Source organism: Neorhizobium huautlense (genome assembly GCF_002968575.1).
Classification (GTDB): domain Bacteria; phylum Pseudomonadota; class Alphaproteobacteria; order Rhizobiales; family Rhizobiaceae; genus Neorhizobium; species Neorhizobium huautlense.
In genome coordinates this window covers 197,805-214,632 of the sequence record NZ_PVBM01000005.1, presented here as the reverse complement: position 1 = coordinate 214,632, position 16,828 = coordinate 197,805, and the positions used below count along the sequence as shown (strand labels likewise).

Genomic DNA, 16,828 nt, shown 5'->3' with positions numbered 1-16,828 from the left:
AGCGACGCCTTACGAAAACTTGGAAAGGAGCGCGGCCTTTTCGGCCGGCAGGTCGAAGAGAAGATCGGCACCGAGCGGGTGAGCGGACAGACCTGCCTCGACCTCCGCCTTGATCGGGCCGAGCGAAGTATCCAGCAGATATTCCCGGCTATCGCCGGCAAAGGATGTGCCGCGCACAGTGCCCCGGAAAGGACCAGTTCCCAGGGTCACCATACGCGGCCGCCAGGCGAGACCCGCCGCTGAAGGGGCCTCGCCTGAGAGTTCGATCAGGCCGCCGCTCGTCCTGAGCCTGCCGCCTTCAAGAGGAAAGATGTTTTCGAAGCCGACGAAATCGGCAACGAAAGACGAGACGGGGCGGTTGTAGATGTCCTCCGGTGATCCGATCTGCTCGATCGCCCCGCCCTTCATCACCACGATCCGGTCGGCGAGCGCCAGCGCCTCGGCCTGGTCGTGGGTGACGAAGATCATCGTCACCCCTGTTTCCTTCTGGACGCGCTGCAGTTCGGTGCGCATTTCGAGACGCAGGCGGGCGTCGAGGTTCGAGAGCGGCTCGTCGAGCAGCAGCACCTTCGGCTCCATGACCATGGACCGGGCCAGCGCCACGCGCTGCTGCTGGCCGCCCGAAAGCTCCGCCGGCTTGCGGTTCGCAAAACTCGACAGGCCGACGGATTTCAGGCCGGCCTGAACCTTGGCATCGAGATCGGCACCCCGCATTCCCTTGAGCTTCAATCCGAAAGCGACGTTTTCATAGACGGAAAGATGCGGGAACAGCGCATAGGACTGGAACACCAGGCCGACGGCGCGCTTGTTGGCCGGCACCCAGGTCATGTCGGCACCGTCGAGACGGACATGGCCGCTTTTCACCGGCAGCAGGCCGGCGATCGCGCGCATGGTCGTCGTCTTTCCGCAGCCGGACGGGCCGAGAAGCGCGATCAGTTCGCCCTTCCTGATGTCGAGATCGAGATCGGCGACCGCGACCGTGTCGCCATAGGCGAGCGTCAGCTTTTCGAGCGAGAGGTAGGACGCATCAGACATAGCGGGAAAATCCGAGAAAACGTTCGGCGGCAAAGACGATGCCGATGGAAAGAAAGGCGAGCAGCGAGGAAAGTGCGGCAACCGACGGATCGAAGACGATCTCCATATAGGCGATCATGTCCACCGGAAGAGTGCGCACGCCCGGCCCGGAAAGGAAGAGCGACACCGGCACCTGGTTGAAGCTGGTGACGAAGCCGAGGATGAAGGCCGACATGATGCCGCCGCGGATGTTCGGCATCACCACCCGGAAGAAGGCACCGAGCCGCGACGAGCCGAGCAGCACGGCGGCCTCCTCGATATCGGAGCGCAGGTTGTCGAGGCTGGCGGAAACGACCCGCACCGCATAGGGCAGCACCAAAGCCGTATGGGCGACGAACAGCGCCAGCGTTATGCCCACCTGGAAGGGGACCACGATATAGCGCAGGAGCGCCAGGCCGACGATGATGCCCGGCACAATGATTGGCGCGGAAACGACGGTGCGGACGATTTCCGCGCCCGGCAGCTTGTAGCGCGACAGGGCATAGGAGGCCGGAATGCCGAGCACCAGCGCCGCCGCTGTGCCGCCGATCGCCAGAAACAGGGACATGGCGAAACTTGCCTGGAAACTCTCGACCGTGAAGACCTTGGCGATCCAGCGGAGGGAGAAGCCCTGCGGCGGGAAATTGAGCGTCTCGCCGGCCGAGAAGGAGGCTGCCACGATGATCAGGAACGGCCCGATCAGGAAGCCGAGCACCAGAACCAATGTAATGGGGATGAAGAGGCTGCGCGCATTCATGGCCGGCTCCTCATCTTGTTCCTCGCGGTCGCAACGCGCTTCAGGAGAATATTGGCGGCAAAGCTCATGACGATCAGGATGAAGGCGATGACGCTCGCCGAGACGAAATTGTTGGAGACCGAAACCTGCTGGTAGAGCAGCGTTTCCAGCATCAGCACTTTGGAGCCGCCGAGGATGGCCGGCGTGATATAGGCCGTCAGACAGCCGGTGAAGACCAGCGTGCCGCCGATGACAAGACCCTCCTTGGTCAGCGGCAGCACCACTTTCCAGAACACCTGGAACCAGTTCGCGCCGAGTACCCGGGCGGCAGGAATGGCGTCCTTCGGCATGTTTTCGAGCGCCGAGATCAGCGAGATGATCATCAGCGGCAGGAAGAGCTGCAGAAGGCCGATGAAGATCGCCGTCTCGGAGAACAGGATGCGCAGCGGCACTTCAGTAATCCCCAGAGCCTGAAACGCCTGGTTGACGATGCCGGTGCGGCCGAGGATGACGATCCAGGCGTAGGTGCGAGCCACCGGCGAGATCATCAGCGGCAGCACGACGAGCCCCGTCATCCGGCCCTTGGCGCCGGGCTCCAGGCTGACGATCGCGAATGCCGCCGCATAACCGATCACCGCCGAGACCACCGTCACCAGCGCTCCGAGCTTCAGCGTGCGCAGGAAAACGGTCTGGTTCAGAGAATTGGAAAAGAAATCCGTATAGGCCGAGATCGTCCAGCCGCCAGCGGAACTGCGAAATCCGTCGGAAAGCAGGATCACCACCGGCACGAGGAAGACCGCCGCGGCGAAGAGCGCGGCGGGCAACGCAAGTGCAAGCGCTTCGGCCCTGTTTTGAAACATCTGAAGTGACCCTGTTCCGCAGAAAGTAGGGATGCGGACAGGCATTCGCGCGCTGCCCGCATCCCTCAGCCTTGGGAGGCTATCTCGTAATTACTTTATGGATTGCTTATTGACCGACCGCCTCGTTCCAGCTCTTGATCCAGCCGGCCCGGTTGTCGAGTGCGACGGCGGATGGAATGAGCTTCAGGCTTTTCGCCGTTTCCTCGCCATAGGTAAGGTTATTGGCGGCGGCTTCCGACAGCTTCACCTCCTTGTTGGCCGGGCTGTCGATCATCTTTTCAGCCACCTTGGTCTGAACGTCCGCCGAGAGCCAGAAGTCCATGAACTGCAACGCCAGGTCGCGGTTCTTGGAACCCTTTGTGACGACCATGACGTTCATGCCGCCGGTCTGGCCTTCCTTCGGAGTGGCCCAGGCGATCGGCATGCCGAGCTTGGTGAACGGCGCCCAGGTGAAGCGGCCGATCGGCGCTGCCCAGATTTCCTCCTGCTGCATCAGTTGCACGAGCTGCGAGGACTTTTCGTAGAAGGTGACGATCTCGTCCTTCTTTTCGCCGACCGCCGCGATCGCCGCCTTCAGGTCCGGCGTATCCTTGCCGAGCGCCTGCCCCAGCATGTAGAGCGCCGGCGGCCCCTGGTTGGTGGTGACGTTCGGCCAGGCGATATGGCTTGCATATTCCGGCTTCAGGAGATCTGCCCAGGATTCGATCTTCATCTTGTCGGAACGATAGGCGATCGAGGTGGCGTAGAACGTGTAGCCGACGCTCATACCGTCCTTGTTCGGATCCTTGGCGATGTCGTAGAGCTTGTCGAAGTTGGAGAGCTTGGACGTGTCCACCTTGTCGATCAGCCCGGCGCGCGAAGCGGCCAGCGCATCGGCCATGGAGACGACCGCCATATCGACCACCGGATTGGCCTTGTTGGCTTCCATCTTGGCGATGCGCTCGACGCTGTTGCCGGTCTCCACGACAAGCTTGCAGCCGCAGACCTTTTCGAAGGGATCGTAGATGATCTGCTTGTATTCGTCCTGCGCCAGCGCATAGACGGAGATTGTCAGCGTCTTTTCCTGGGCCTGAGCCGCCCCTGTGGCGAGCATCAGAACAGCGCCCGATGCAAAAATGACCTTTTTCATCGCGTAAGTTCTCCTGCTGTCGGTTTTATCGTTGAGGTTTGGGCATGCGAATTCGGAACGCCGCTCGACTGGCGGACGATAAGCTGCATGGGCACGCGGTCCCGGGCGGACGAGACCTTTTCCGCCGTCTCCGGCTCGATGCCGCCGGCAGCCTCGATGGCGCCGGTAAGGGCTGCAACCGCCAGATCGGCGATTTGTGCCATGTCCATGCGCATGGTGGTCAACGCCGGAGTGACCACGGGCGACCAGACGAGATCGTCGAAGCCGGTGACGCTGACCATTTCCGGCACGCGAATGCCCGCGCGCTGCAATTCGGTAAGCGCCCTCAGCGCCGAAAGGTCCGAAACCGCCGCAAACGCAGTAAACCCGGCCCTCGCCTTGGCCACGAGACCGAGAGGACAGCCTTTGCCTGAAAGAGCCTCCACCTTTTCGATCCACAGGGTTTCGCATTCGACTTCGGCGCCGAGGCCCGCCTTCAACCCGCCGATCCGGTCGTTCTGCACGTTGGAGGAGCTGCCCGTCCCGATCAGCAGGACCTTTCGATGTCCGAATGCGGCCAGATGCCGGCCCATCTGCGCCCCGCCATCCCAATGGTCGGCGGAAACGGTGTTACCGGGGGTCGACGGCGTATCGATGACCGCGACGGGACAACCGACATCGGCGATCCGCGTGCCGCGCCGGGGTACGATGACCATGCCGTCGACGCCGCGTTCGAGAAGCCGGTTGATCGCCTCGGTCTGCTGGCCGATATCGCCGCGGGAGTCGGCAATCAGCACGCCGAAGCCGGCATTCGAGGCGGCATTTTCGATCGCCTGGGCGATCTGCGGGAAAAGCGGATTGGCGATGTCAGGCAGCACCAGACCGAGCACTCCGGTGCGGCCGGTCCTCAGCGCCCGCGCCGTCAGGCTCGGCACATATCCAAGCTCCGCCGCCTTGGCGCGGACCTTCTCGACGAGTTCCGGAGATACCCTCCCCTTGCCGGAAAGCGCATTCGACACGGTCGCCGCCGACACACCCAGTGCGGCCGCAATCGCGCTCATGTTCGATCCGGTTCGGACAGCCTTCATCAGGGACCCTGCTTAAACGTTTAATCAGGATAGAGGGGCCGTACTGTTTTGTCGAGTCGTTTACAGGCCTCTCGCAACTTGTCCCGGGCTTCTTGACTTTTTCAGCTTCCCGGAAGGAAATCCAGACCGCCATCGGGAGACAGATATGCAGGACGAGGAAATTACCGGGCTTTCCGCCATTGAGCTTTCGGAGGCGATCCATGATGGCCGGCTCTCCTGCATCGATGCAATGAAAGCCTATCTCGCACGGATCGGGAAATTGAACCCGGCGATCAACGCCATCGTCAGCCTTCGCGACACTGGCGCCCTGCTTGCCGAAGCGGCCGCCTGCGACACGGAACTGGCCGGAGGGACTTCGCGCGGCTGGATGCATGGCTTTCCGATCGCCATCAAGGACCTCTGCGAGGTAAAGGGCATCCGCTGCACCTACGGTTCGCCGCTCTTTGCCGATTTCGTGCCTGATAAGGACGAGGTGATGGTCGAGCGGATCCGCGCGGCGGGCGCGATCATCATCGGCAAGACCAACACGCCCGAACAGGGCTTCGGCTCGCAGAGCTACAATCCGGTGCACGGCACGACGAAAAATCCCTACGATGCGACCAAGACCGCTGGCGGCTCGAGCGGCGGCGCAGCCGCAGCCCTTGCCGCGCATCTGCTGCCGGTGGCCGATGGCAGCGACATGATGGGGTCGCTGCGCAATCCGGCGGCGTTCAACAATGTCGTCGGTTTCCGTCCGAGCTACGGCCGCATCCCCTCGTCGCTGAAGCTCGAACTCTTCATGGGTCAGCTTTCGGTACTCGGTCCGATGGGGCGCACCGTGCGCGATGCCGCCGCATTGCTCTCCACCCAGGCCGGCTATGATCCCCGCGACCCGCATTCGCTGGCGACCGAAGACCTGACGCCTGAAATCCGCCATGACTTTTCCGGCACCCGCATTGCCTGGCTCGGCGATCTCGGCGGCTACCTGCCCTTCGAACCCGGCGTGCTGGAACTCTGCAGCGCCACCCTGCCCCTCTTCGAACGGCTCGGCTGCAAGGTCGATGATCTCGTGCCGGATTTCGACATGGCGGATGTCTGGCGGTCCTGGACGACGCTCCGAAGCTGGCTCGCCGCCAATGGCATGCGCGACAGCTACGACGATCCGGAAAAGCGCGCGCTTATGAAGCCGGAGATCATCTGGGAAATCGAACGCGGCCTCGAGATGACCGGACGCGAGGTGCATTTCGCCTCGAAACGTCGCAGCGCCTGGTATCAATATATGCTGGCGCTTTTTGAGCGCTACGACTACCTGATCCTGCCGTCGGCTCAGGTTTTTCCCTTTGATGCGGACATTCATTGGCCCAAGGAAATCGCCGGCCACACAATGGATACCTATCACCGCTGGATGGAAGTGGTCATCGGCCCCTCGATGGCTGGGCTGCCGGTCGCCGCCATGCCCGCAGGCTTTTCGCAAAAGGGCCTGCCGACCGGCATCCAGATCATCGGCCGACCGCGGGCGGACAAGGCGGTGCTGGAAATGGCACTTGCTTATGAAGCTGGGACGGATTGGTTGGATATGAGGCCGAGGCTTTAGCCGCGAGGGCGCAACGGGCTCCCTCTAATCTCCCCCCTTGAGGGGGAGATGTCACGAACGTGACAGAGGGGGGTGCCGCCGCAAACTCAACAGCAGAGGGAGTATGCCACCATACCCTCCTCTGCCCTGCCGGGCATCTCCCCCTCAAGGGGGGAGATCGACATGCCGCACCGCTTTGCCTTGCTCAGCCCTTTTGATTCAACCGGTTGAGCCTAAGCCTCTGCCCTTGCGGGGAGGATTAAGGCCACCTCAGCGCCTTACCACCCCACCACCTCTTCCTTTTCCCGATACCGCCCGACCTCTTCCAGCAACCACGCCCGAAAGGCCACCACCGGCCGGAAATCCTTCTTGCTCATTGGCGCCACCGCATAATAGGCGCTCGGGCTCCTGACCTGATGCGGAAACGCCTCGACCAACTGCCCGCTCGCGAGCTCTGAGTCGATCAGGAAAAGCGGCATCAGCGCCACGCCGAGCCCGGCGATGCACGCCTGCGCCACATTGCCGAACTGCTCGAAGCGCATGCCCTGCGACGGCGTGCCGGTTATGCCGAGGCTTTCGAACCAGTGGCTCCAGGCACCCGGTCGTGAGGCCATGTGCAGGAGCGGCAGACGCAGGAGGTCTTCCCCCTTGCCGATCGGATGCGTCTTGAGAAAGGCGGGTGAAGCGACCGGCGCCACCATCTCCTCCATCAGGAAGGTGCATTCGGCGCCCGGCCAGTCTGGCTCGCCGATATGGATCGCCATGTCGATGCCGTCCCGATCGAAATCGAAGACGCCGATGCGGGTCGCGAAATTCAGCGTGATCTCCGGATGACGCGCGACGAAATGCGGAATACGCGGCATCAGCCAGCGGGTACCGAAGGTCGGCAGGATCGCGATATTCAGCTGGTCGCTATGCCGTTTGGTCATGGCGGCCAGCGACGCGGAGCGGATCTGCGCGAGTGCGCCGGCAACCGCCTTGGCATAGTCTGCGCCCGCTTCGGTCAGCACCACGCCGCGGCTGGTGCGGTCGAAAAGCAGGATGCCCAATTGCTCCTCCAGCCCGGAAACCTGGCGGCTGATCGCCCCTTGCGTGAGCGACAACTCGTCCGCCGCACCGGAAAAACTGCCTAGCCGTGCAACGGAATCGAAGGCGGCGAGAGCCGAGGTGGAAGGAAGGAATTTTCTCGAAAGGTTCACCATGGTGCTATTACTATAGATCATGGCGGATTGAGTAAACGGTGCTTGCTCTCAGCCCCGCTGCGGCGATAATTCCTTCAACTTTGAAATTGGAGGCAGACCCTTGGCTTTTTCCTGGAGCGATCCCTTTCTCATCGAAGACCAGCTGACCGACGAGGAGCGGATGATCCGCGACGCGGCGGCCGCCTTTGCCAAATCCGAACTCCTGCCGCGCGTCCAGGAGGCCTATCTCGATGAAACGACGGAGCCCGAGCTTTTCAGGCTGATGGGCCAGACCGGCCTGCTCGGCGTCACGCTGCCGGAAGAATACGGCGCGGCCAACGCCTCCTACGTCGCCTACGGCCTCGTTGCCCGCGAGATCGAGCGCATCGACAGCGGCTACCGCTCGATGATGAGCGTCCAGTCCTCGCTGGTCATCTACCCGATCTACGCCTATGGCTCCGACGAACAGAGACAAAAATACCTGCCGGGCCTCGTCTCCGGCGAGCTGATCGGCTGCTTCGGCTTGACCGAACCCGATGCCGGCTCCGATCCGGGCGGCATGAAGACGCGCGCGGAAAAAATCGAAGGCGGCTACCGCCTGCGCGGCTCCAAGATGTGGATTTCCAACGCCCCGATCGCCGATGTCTTTGCCGTCTGGGCAAAATCGGAAGCCCATAACAACGAAATCCGCGGCTTCGTGCTGGAAAAGGGCATGAAGGGCCTCTCGGCGCCGAAGATCGGCGGCAAGCTCTCGCTGCGCGCGTCGATCACCGGCGAGATCGTCATGGATGGCGTCGAAGTCGGCGAGGATGCGCTGCTGCCTGGCGTTTCGGGACTGAAGGGTCCGTTCGGCTGCCTGAACCGCGCCCGCTACGGCATTTCCTGGGGCGTCATGGGGGCTGCCGAAGACTGCTGGTTCCGCGCCCGCCAGTATGGCCTGGACCGCAAGCAGTTCGGCAAGCCGCTCGCCGGCATGCAGCTCTACCAGAAGAAGCTCGCGGACATGCAGACCGAGATTGCGCTTGGCCTGCAGGCCAGCCTGCGCGTCGGCCAGCTGATGGATCAGCACAAGATGGCCCCGGAAATGATCTCAATCGTCAAGCGCAACAACTGCGGCAAGGCGCTGGATATCGCCCGTCAGGCCCGCGACATGCACGGCGGCAACGGCATCCAGATCGAATTCCACGTCATGCGCCATTCGCAGAATCTGGAAACCGTCAATACCTACGAGGGCACCCACGACGTCCACGCGCTGATTCTGGGCCGTGCCCAGACCGGCATACAGGCCTTCTTCTGATCCGCTTTCAACCGGCATTTGAGCGCAGGCGCGGGCTTCCCGCGCCTGCGCTTTTATTAGTATTACTTTTTCGCCAGCCCATTGATTGGGGACGGCTTTTATCTTACGTCAGCACCGGAATTTCCATCTGCCTCGGCGATCCCGACTACGCCGATCCCCCTTTGATCATGAAAGTGGACCTCATGCAGACCTATCCTGACGTAAAGCTTTTCATCAACGGCGAATGGCGCGATGCCATCGGCGGCGAGACCTTGTCCGTCGTCGATCCAGCAACCGAAGAGGTGATCGGCAAGATCGCCCATGCCCGCAAGGCCGATCTCGATCTGGCGCTGGAAGCGGCAGGCAAGGGCTTCAAGATCTGGCGCGATACCTCGGCCTTCGAGCGCTCGAAACTGATGCGCAAGGCCGCCGACATCATGCGCTCGCGCGTGGAAACCATCGCCTATATGATGACGCGCGAACAAGGCAAGCCGCTCGCCCAGTCGAAGATGGAAGTCATGGGTGCGGCCGACACGATCGACTGGTTCGCCGAGGAAGCCCGCCGCACCTACGGCCAGATCATCCCGGCCCGCTTCAGCGGCGTCTCGAACATGGCGATCAAGCTGCCGGTCGGTCCGGTGGCCGCCTTCACGCCCTGGAACTTCCCGATCAACCAGCTCGTCCGCAAGCTTTCCGCGGCACTCGCCACCGGTTGCTCCATCATCGCCAAGGCACCGGAAGAAACGCCGGCTTCCCCGGCCGAACTGATCCGCGCCTTTGCCGATGCCGGCATTCCGGCAGGCGTCGTCAATCTGGTCTACGGGATCCCGGCCGAGATTTCCGAATACCTGATCCCGCATCCGGTCATCCGCAAGATTTCCTTCACCGGCTCCACGCCCGTCGGCAAACATCTGGCGGCGCTCGCCGGCAGGCACATGAAGCGCGCGACGATGGAACTCGGCGGTCATGCCCCGGCGATCATCTTCGATGACGCCGATCTCGAAAAGGCGATCGAAGTAACGGCGGCGGCGAAGTTCCGCAATGCCGGCCAGGTCTGCGTCGCGCCGACCCGCTTCCTCGTGCAGGACGGCATCGCCGACAGGTTCATGGAAGGTTTCGTCAAGGCCGCGCGGGCAATCAAGGTCGGCAACGGCCTGGAAGACGGCGTCACCATGGGGCCGCTTGCCAACGACCGCCGCATTCCTGCCATGGAAGAGATGATCCATGATGCGGTATCGAACGGCGCCGAATGGAAGACCGGGGGAAAACGCATCGGCAACAAGGGCTATTTCTTCGAGCCCACCGTGCTTGCCGACGTGCCGACCTCGGCGAAGGTGATGAACGACGAGCCCTTCGGCCCGCTTGCAATCGTCAACCGCTTCTCGCATTTCGAGGACGCGATCGCGGAAGCCAACCGCCTGCCCTTTGGTCTCGCCTCCTACGCCTTCACGGGCTCGGTCAAGACCGCTCACGCCCTCGGGCGCGAGATGGAAGCCGGCATGCTGACGATCAACCATAACGGTCTTGCCATTCCGGAAGTGCCCTTCGGCGGCATCAAGGATTCCGGCTACGGCACGGAAGGAGGTTCGGAAGCGGTCGAAGCCTACCTCGAAACCCGCTTCGTCAGCCAGATGAGCTGAACGCGCACCCGCCGACAAACCAACCACAACCGGCCGACGCCTCAAGCATCGGCCGGTTTTCTTTTGCCCTTGCCTCCCCCAGACGAGTCGAATAGCAAAACAAAAAGGGAACATCTGAAGGTGAGGACATGGCCGAGACTGAAGCCGAAGCAGCTCCGCTGCTGAAGGAAATCTTCAATCGCGAACGCCTTAGACACTTTGCAGCCGAAACCGCCGCAATCTATCCCGCATTCGACTGCGAGAAGTTTCTCGCGCTGGCCTCGGAAGGTCTCGACGGCCTCAGCATTATGCAACGGCTCAGGCAGATCGCGGTCGCCTACCACCATGTCCTGCCCGGCGGTTTCGAACGAAACCTCGAAATTCTCCGCGCGCTCGCGCCGCGCATAGACCACGGCTTCGCCTCCATCACCCTGCCGGAATACGTGGCCCTCTACGGCCACGACCATTTCGATCTCTCCATGGATGCACTCGCCTTTTTCACCCGCTTCGGCTCCTCGGAATTTGCCGTGAGGCATTTCCTCCTGAAGGACCTCGAGCGGACGCTCAAGGTCATGCAGCGCTGGTCGCTCGATGAGAATGAGCATGTGCGACGCCTTTCGAGCGAAGGCTGCCGGCCTCGCTTGCCCTGGTCTTTCCAGTTGAAGGCGCTGATCGCCGACCCCTCACCGGTCGCGCCGATCCTCGAAAACCTGAAGAGCGATCCAAGCCTCTATGTCCGCAAATCCGTCGCCAACCACCTGAACGACATCACCAAAGACCACCCGGAATGGGTTTTCGACACGATCGCGCATTGGGATCAGAACGATCCCCGCACCGGCTGGATCATCAAGCAGGCACTCAGAACGCTGATCAAAAAGGGGGATTCCCGCGCCCTCCATCTTTTCGGCGCGGGCCACAAAGCGGAGGTGACGGTCGATGCCTTTGCCGTAACGCCCCCCGCAGTGAAGCTCGGCGGTTCGGTAAAGATCGCAGCAAGGCTCACGTCGACCGCCACTGAACCGCAGAAGCTCGTCATCGACTACGCCGTCCATTATGTGAAGAAGGCCGGCGGCACGTCGAAAAAGGTCTTCAAGTGGAAGGAGATCACGCTTGCGTCCGGAGCAGCCTGCGAGCTTTCGATCAGCCGCGCCATCCGAAATTTCACCACGCGTGTGCACTATCCCGGGCGGCACCCGGTCGAACTCATCGTCAATGGCGAGGTTCTGGCAACGAGCAGCTTCGAACTTCTGCCTTGACGCAGTTGCCAGTCCCGGATCAGGTATGGCGCCCGAGGATACGCGACCGTACGGAATTCATTGGGAAGGCCGGACCGGGGTCCGACTTTCGCGGCCACGAGATGTCGTCATGGCCCAAAATGTCGAGGAAGTTGTATTTTGCATGCAGTGCGTGGGCGACCTCGATCAGCCTGTCCAGCTGCTTCTGCGGATATGTATGCCAGCCGCGCACAGGCCCTCCCCGCTCGTGAGCTGCCTCCATGACCTCGCCATCCGGGATTTCCTTGCCGAACCACGTCGTGAACTTGCCGTTCGCAAGTTTTGTCAGAACACCGCCGTTGGAAAGTTCAATGCCTATCGAATGACTGTTGAGGCCGGCGATTTCTCCCCACTGGCTCCGCCCGGCATGCCAGGCGACACGATTGAACGGCACGATCTGCGCCACCTTTCCGTCCCGCCCGATGAGGAGGTGGACCGACGCCTGGGTCTCCTTGTCGCGGGCAAGCGACTGAAGGTCTCCATCGAAAGAGGCCCCGGCGGTATAGTGGATGACCAGAAAACGGGGATCGAGCGCCCCGCCCATTTTGGTCGTGCCCTCATCGAGAATATCGACGCCCTGCGAAACAAGTTTATGGTTTGCGATTGAAAACGACATGCGCCCCTCCAAGCGTAGGTGGCGCCCCGTGAACGCCGGCAGTCGGATCGCTCACGCAAAGGAGAACCCTGGCGCGCGGCGAGCCGGCGACCTCCAGAAGGGTGACAACGATAGCTGACGACATGCGGGGCAGGTATGCTTACGCAACAACCTTCGCATACAGTATCAATAATTGCAAATGCAATTTTAATACAACTTTAAGTAAGCAGGAACACTTTCGCCCGCCGCAATGTCACGAAGCCGCCATCCCCTGCTTTCACGAGGCGTTCCGGCTCGACATCGAATTCCAGATGCTCGCCAGTCTCGGCCGTCGCCAACACCCGGCGACCGTCGGCGCGGTCGAGTACGCGGATGATGCTGGCGGGAATGCCGGGGCCTTGCAGCGACCAGTCGAGATCGGTCGGACGCGCATAAAGCTCGGCCTTGCCGTTCGCCAGGCCGGAAACCTCGATCGCGGCGCCGCTGGCATAGGCCCTGCCGTCGCGCACTTCGGCAGCGATCACGTTGGCATCGCCGAGGAATTTCATGACGAAGGACGATTTCGGATCACGGCAGACCTCTTCCGGGGTGCCCTGCTGGACGATCTGGCCGTCTTTCAGGATCACAACCCGGTCGGCAAGGTCGAGCGCCTCTTCCTGGTCATGGGTGACGAAGAGCGTGGTGATGCCGAGTTCCGAATGGATCTCGCGCAGCCAGCGGCGAAGGTCGCGGCGGACATTTGCATCGAGCGCGCCGAACGGTTCGTCGAGCAGCAGCACCTTGGGATCGACCGCAAGTGCGCGGGCAAGCGCCACACGCTGCCTTTGGCCGCCGGAAATCTGCGCCGGAAACCGATCGCCGAGGCCTTCGAGGCGAACCAGACGCAACAGATCCAAAACGCGGGCGTCGATCGCCGCCTTTTCGCGTTTCACCCTGGACACCTTCATGCCGAAGGCGATGTTTTCCGCGACCGTCATATGCGGAAAAAGCGCATAGTGCTGGAAGACGAAACCGACGCCGCGATCGCGCACGGGAATATCGGTCGCATCCTGATCGCCGAAATAGATGTGGCCTTGATCCGCATATTCGAGGCCGGCGACCATGCGCAGGATCGTCGTCTTGCCGGAACCGGATGGCCCGAGCAGCGCGACGAGTTCACCGCTTTCGATCTCCAGCGAAACATCTTTCACCGCACGGAAGGTTTCAAAAGTTTTGACGACGTGGTCGAGGCGGATTTTCATGAGGTTTTCTCCGCAGTATTGGCGGCAAGTGCCGGACGTCGGATCCGGCCCGCCCCCTGGCGCTCCAGCGCCACCTTGGCAATGATGGTGAAGACGGCGATCAGCGCCAGGATGGAAGCCGAGGCGAAGGCACCTGCCGCCTGGTAGTCGTGATAGAGCAACTCGATATGGAGCGGCAGCGTATTGGTCTGGCCGCGGATATTGCCCGAAACGACGGAGACGGCGCCAAACTCGCCCATGACGCGCGCATTGCAGAGCACGACGCCATAAAGCAGCGCCCATTTGATGTTCGGCAGCGTCACCGAGAAAAAGGTCCGCCAGCCGGACGCGCCGAGGGAGGTCGCCGCCTCTTCAAGATCGCGCCCCTGAGCCTGCATCAACGGGATAAGTTCGCGCGCGACGAAGGGTGCGGTTACGAACATCGAGGCCAGAATGATGCCGGGGATCGCGAACAGGATCTTGACCCCATATTCGTCCAGCACTGGCCCGAATATGCCCTGCAGGCCATAGACGAAAAGATAGGCGACGCCGGCGACGATCGGGGACACGGAGAACGGGATCTCGATCACAACGAGCAGGAAACGCTTGCCCCAGAAATCGAACTTGGTGATCGCCCAGGCGGCTGCGATGCCGAAGACCGTATTGACCGGCACGGCGACGAGCGCCGCAAGCACCGTCAGCATGATCGCGTGGCGCGTATCGGGATGGGTGATCGTATCGCGATAGACCGCCCAGCCTTTGGCGAAGGCTTCGACGCCGATGATGATCAGCGGTGCGAGGATCAGGAAGGCGCCGAGGACGAGCACCACGCCGATCAGCAATCGGCGAAAGAGCGGCTGGTCGCCAACGCGCGGCGGCTCGCGGCGGGTAGCGGGAGTGCTCATCGTCAACCCCTCGCCGTGTAGCGCAGCGCCCGCGACTGCATCCAGTTGGTGAGCGCGAGCATGAAGAACGCTGTCAGGAGGAGGACCGACGCGATCGCAGCAGCGGCCTGATAGTCGTATTCCTCGAGCCGGATGAAGATTAAAAGGGCAGTGATCTCCGTCGACATCGGCTGGTTGCCGGCAATGAAGATGATCGCCCCGAACTCACCAAGCGCCCGCGCGAACGAGAGCGAGACGCCGGCCAGAAGCGCAGGCGTCAGGAGCGGCAGGATGACCTTGCGAAAGATCGCCCAGTCCGAGCCGCCGAGCGATTGCGCCGCCTCTTCCAGCGCCGGATCGAGATCCTCCAGCACCGGCTGCACCGTGCGCACGATGAAAGGCAGCGAGGTAAAGCACATGGCGATCATGATGCCGAGCGGCGTATAGGCCACCTTGATGCCGAGATCGCCGAGGATCGAGCCGAACCAGCCGTTGGTGGTAAACAGCGCCGTCAGCGCAATGCCGGCCACCGCCGTCGGCAGCGCGAAGGGGAGATCGACCATGGCGTCGACGATGCGCCAGCCGGGAAAGCGATAGCGGGTCAGCACCCAGGCGAGTGCGAGGCCGAAGAAGAGATTGAAGACTGTGGCGCCCAGCGCCGAAAGCACGGTGACGCGGTAGCTCGCGAGCGCCCGGCTGGATGAGACGATCCTCCAGTAATCCTCGGGCCCGAGGCTCGCCGCCTTGAAGACGAGCGCCGCCAGCGGGAGCACGACAATCAGCCCGACATAAAACAGGGTCACGCCCAGCGACAATGGCAGTCCGGGCAGGACATTGCGTCTCACGCAGCTACTTCCTTTTTTCACGGCAAAGCCCGGCGAAGAGAATCCGCCGGGCAGGATCAAATAATGTCAGGGTGCCGGATTAACGGCTGCCGTAGAGCTTGTCGAGAGTGCCGCCGGACGCGAAATGCTCCGACTGGATCTTCTGCCAGCCGCCGAACACGTCGTCCACCTTGACGAGCCGGATTTCCGGGAACTGGCTCTTGAACTCTGCCGCCACCTTCTCGTTGTTGATGCGATGGCCGAACTGCGCGGCGATCCGCTGGCCTTCCTCGGAATAGAGGAAATCGAGATAGGATTTGGCGAGCGCTTCGCTGCCGTGCTTCTTGGCGACCTTGTCGACGATGGCAACCGGGAATTCCGCAAGCAGGCTGACGGATGGCGTGACGGCCTCGACCTTGTCGGCGCCGTATTGTTTGGCGATTCCGCGGGTTTCCGCTTCGAAGGTGATCAGCACGTCGCCCGTCTCGCGCTCCACGAACGTGGTCGTGGCGGCGCGACCGCCGGTATCGAAGACCGGAACATTGTCGAAGATCTTGGCGATATAGGCTTCGATCTTTTCCTCGTCGCCGTCATAGGCTTCCTTGGCCCAGGCATAGGCCGCGAGATAGGTGTAGCGGGCGTTACCCGAGGTCTTGGGGTTCGGGAAGACGGCATGCACGTCGTCACGCGCCAGATCGCCCCAGTCCTTGATGTTCTTCGGATTGCCGGCGCGCACCAGGAAGGACGGGAAGGAATAGAAGGGCGAGGCGCTGTTCGGGAATTCCTTCTGCCAGTCGGCCGAAACAAAGCCCTGTTTGACCAGGAAATCGACGTCCGTCACCTGGTTGAAGGTTACGACATCGGCTTCCAGCCCTTCGACGATGGACCGGGCCTGCTTGGAGGTACCGGCATGCGACTGATCGATCGTGACGCCCGGATGGCTCTTGATGAAGGCCTCGTTTTCTGCCGCGAAGATTTCACGGGCGATGTCATAGGAGGCATTGAGGAGTTTGTTCGGCTGCTGGGCGAGCGCAGGCGTTACGAAAAGCGCGGCCAGGGGGGCGACAAGCGCGGTGCCGAGGATAAGGAGGCGGTGCATGGATTTCTCCGGTGTTCGAGACTGACGGAGAAACTACCGGGAGACACGACGGACCGCGAGGAAGGGGGGACCCCGCCAGATGGCGAGCTTGGAAATTTTTCTCCATTTCAGCATCATTTGGCGGAGCTTTTACCCCTGTTTTACAATGCCCCCTTTGGCCCGCGCCGAAAAGCCCAGGGCTTGAATGCGCCACGGGCTCTCGGCGGACAGGTACCTTAGCGCCACTGACGGCCGTCGGCGCCGCTCTGGCAGCCGTAAGGGGGCAGAATATTGCCGAAGGTTTCGTGCAGCCTGTCGCATCCCCATTTATTGATGGGCCCCGGCATCCGGCTGTTCAGTTCGATGCCGATCTCCTCATACGCCGTTTCGCTGTTGGTCACGTATCTGTGCCAACGGAAGCCGATGACGGCAATCAGTGCGATCATGGCGATCGAAATCAGCTTGATAACTTTCATATTA

At 61.9% G+C, this 16,828-nt stretch carries 16 protein-coding genes; 4 read left to right on the top strand and 12 right to left on the bottom strand.

Annotated features, from left to right (window positions below):
• Positions 1-9 precede the first annotated feature (9 nt).
• The 5 genes from C5L12_RS08030 to C5L12_RS08010 form a co-directional block, all read right to left on the bottom strand.
• A complete protein-coding gene (locus C5L12_RS08030) occupies positions 10-1,035 on the bottom strand; it encodes an ABC transporter ATP-binding protein (RefSeq protein ID WP_105371503.1) in 1,026 nt (341 codons plus the stop codon).
• Entirely contained in the window at positions 1,028-1,810 is a 783-nt protein-coding gene (locus C5L12_RS08025) for an ABC transporter permease (protein WP_105371502.1), read from the bottom strand. Before C5L12_RS08025 ends, C5L12_RS08030 begins: the two co-directional genes overlap by 8 nt.
• Positions 1,807-2,649, bottom strand: coding sequence for an ABC transporter permease (locus C5L12_RS08020; RefSeq protein WP_105371501.1), 843 nt, complete (start codon positions 2,647-2,649; stop codon positions 1,807-1,809). Before C5L12_RS08020 ends, C5L12_RS08025 begins: the two co-directional genes overlap by 4 nt.
• Before the next feature lie 106 nt (positions 2,650-2,755).
• Positions 2,756-3,778 carry an ABC transporter substrate-binding protein gene (locus C5L12_RS08015; protein ID WP_105371500.1) on the bottom strand — a complete coding sequence of 341 codons (1,023 nt, stop codon included), beginning with the start codon at positions 3,776-3,778 and terminating at the stop codon, positions 2,756-2,758.
• Positions 3,775-4,845 (bottom strand): LacI family DNA-binding transcriptional regulator, encoded by a 1,071-nt coding sequence (locus C5L12_RS08010; RefSeq protein WP_165924127.1) that lies wholly within the window; start codon positions 4,843-4,845, stop codon positions 3,775-3,777. The genes C5L12_RS08015 and C5L12_RS08010 overlap by 4 nt, the downstream gene beginning before the upstream one ends.
• Before the next feature lie 145 nt (positions 4,846-4,990).
• Here C5L12_RS08010 and C5L12_RS08005 point away from each other — a divergent pair, with 145 nt between their 5' ends.
• On the top strand, positions 4,991-6,418 hold the full coding sequence (locus tag C5L12_RS08005) for an amidase (protein WP_105371499.1): 1,428 nt from the start codon (positions 4,991-4,993) through the stop codon (positions 6,416-6,418).
• A 257-nt stretch (positions 6,419-6,675) separates the two neighbouring features.
• On the opposite strand, the gene C5L12_RS08000 is transcribed toward C5L12_RS08005, so the two are convergent.
• Complete coding sequence (locus tag C5L12_RS08000) at positions 6,676-7,599, bottom strand: LysR family transcriptional regulator (protein ID WP_105371588.1); 924 nt, start codon at positions 7,597-7,599, stop codon at positions 6,676-6,678.
• A 100-nt stretch (positions 7,600-7,699) separates the two neighbouring features.
• Between C5L12_RS08000 and C5L12_RS07995 the strand changes: the two genes are divergently transcribed.
• From C5L12_RS07995 to C5L12_RS07985, 3 genes are all read left to right on the top strand, one after another.
• Positions 7,700-8,875, top strand: coding sequence for an acyl-CoA dehydrogenase (locus C5L12_RS07995; RefSeq protein WP_105371498.1), 1,176 nt, complete (start codon positions 7,700-7,702; stop codon positions 8,873-8,875).
• Between the two features lie 182 nt (positions 8,876-9,057).
• Positions 9,058-10,494: an NAD-dependent succinate-semialdehyde dehydrogenase gene (locus tag C5L12_RS07990; RefSeq protein WP_105371497.1), complete on the top strand. Its 1,437-nt coding sequence runs from the start codon at positions 9,058-9,060 to the stop codon at positions 10,492-10,494.
• 128 nt (positions 10,495-10,622) lie between these two features.
• On the top strand, positions 10,623-11,729 hold the full coding sequence (locus C5L12_RS07985) for a DNA alkylation repair protein (RefSeq protein WP_105371496.1): 1,107 nt from the start codon (positions 10,623-10,625) through the stop codon (positions 11,727-11,729).
• A gap of 19 nt (positions 11,730-11,748) precedes the next feature.
• On the opposite strand, the gene C5L12_RS07980 is transcribed toward C5L12_RS07985, so the two are convergent.
• The 6 genes from C5L12_RS07980 to C5L12_RS07955 all read right to left on the bottom strand — a co-directional run bounded on the left by C5L12_RS07980 (position 11,749) and on the right by C5L12_RS07955 (position 16,824).
• Positions 11,749-12,363, bottom strand: coding sequence for an N-acetylmuramoyl-L-alanine amidase (locus tag C5L12_RS07980; protein WP_105371495.1), 615 nt, complete (start codon positions 12,361-12,363; stop codon positions 11,749-11,751).
• Between the two features lie 197 nt (positions 12,364-12,560).
• Complete coding sequence (locus C5L12_RS07975; RefSeq protein WP_105371494.1) at positions 12,561-13,583, bottom strand: sulfate/molybdate ABC transporter ATP-binding protein; 1,023 nt, start codon at positions 13,581-13,583, stop codon at positions 12,561-12,563.
• Entirely contained in the window at positions 13,580-14,467 is an 888-nt protein-coding gene (gene cysW, locus C5L12_RS07970) for a sulfate ABC transporter permease subunit CysW (protein ID WP_105371493.1), read from the bottom strand. Before cysW ends, C5L12_RS07975 begins: the two co-directional genes overlap by 4 nt.
• A 2-nt stretch (positions 14,468-14,469) precedes the next feature.
• Positions 14,470-15,291: a sulfate ABC transporter permease subunit CysT gene (cysT, locus tag C5L12_RS07965; protein WP_105371492.1), complete on the bottom strand. Its 822-nt coding sequence runs from the start codon at positions 15,289-15,291 to the stop codon at positions 14,470-14,472.
• Between the two features lie 79 nt (positions 15,292-15,370).
• On the bottom strand, positions 15,371-16,369 hold the full coding sequence (gene cysP / locus C5L12_RS07960; RefSeq protein ID WP_105371491.1) for a thiosulfate ABC transporter substrate-binding protein CysP: 999 nt from the start codon (positions 16,367-16,369) through the stop codon (positions 15,371-15,373).
• 215 nt (positions 16,370-16,584) lie between these two features.
• The gene (locus C5L12_RS07955) at positions 16,585-16,824 is read right to left on the bottom strand and encodes a hypothetical protein (protein ID WP_105371490.1); all 240 of its coding nucleotides are present in this window, start codon (positions 16,822-16,824) and stop codon (positions 16,585-16,587) included.
• Between the last annotated feature and the right edge of the window lie 4 nt (positions 16,825-16,828).